Below are 538 nucleotides of genomic sequence, written 5' to 3'. Positions count from 1 at the left end.
CATGTTAAGTCTCCGACAATACCGGGGCGGTTCAACAGCCATATATTCTATCACTGGTATAAATACACACTAATACCAAGCCTTAAGAGAAAATGCGTGATTGTGATGGACAATGCTCGGTTTCATAAGAATAATCGCATTCAAAAATTGCTCAATAGAGATGGCCATCGTATTCTATGGCTGCCGCCCTACAGTCCTGATCTAAACCCCATTGAAAAGAAATGGGCTCAAGCTAAGTTTCTACGCCAAGGTTGGATGGAGAATAATCTGCCTAAGCTATTTCAGGATATGAGCTGTATTTATTTTATTGCGAACTGACTATAGATTCTTTAGAGAATGATGCAGTAGATGGTTTAAAGGAATATACAGCCGATAATCTATTAAATTTCCTGACCAGACAGACGGATAAGGATTTAATGGCAGATTTGGTAAAGGGGCTTGGTGGGGAAGTGGATAGTAAAACAGACGACGATATTAGAGTAGGTTTTGAGCCATCTGAACAAGGTGTTGTAAATTGAGAATAGAATACTTGATAGGC

Annotated in this window: 1 protein-coding gene; it reads left to right on the top strand. The window is 39.4% G+C overall.

The genetic code is table 11. The features are described 5' to 3' along the window. Positions 1-318, top strand: a 318-nt coding sequence (locus ACMHKH_RS14700) for a transposase (RefSeq protein ID WP_413521361.1), incomplete at its 5' end; no start/stop codon positions are given. Positions 319-538: the final 220 nt, after the last annotated feature.

The sequence above is a fragment of the Psychrobacter glacincola genome, from assembly GCF_965118485.1.
In the GTDB taxonomy this organism is placed as follows: Bacteria; Pseudomonadota; Gammaproteobacteria; order Pseudomonadales; family Moraxellaceae; genus Psychrobacter; species Psychrobacter glacincola_D.
The sequence above is the reverse complement of the archived record's forward strand: the minus strand, read 5'-3'. Positions and strand labels throughout refer to the sequence as shown.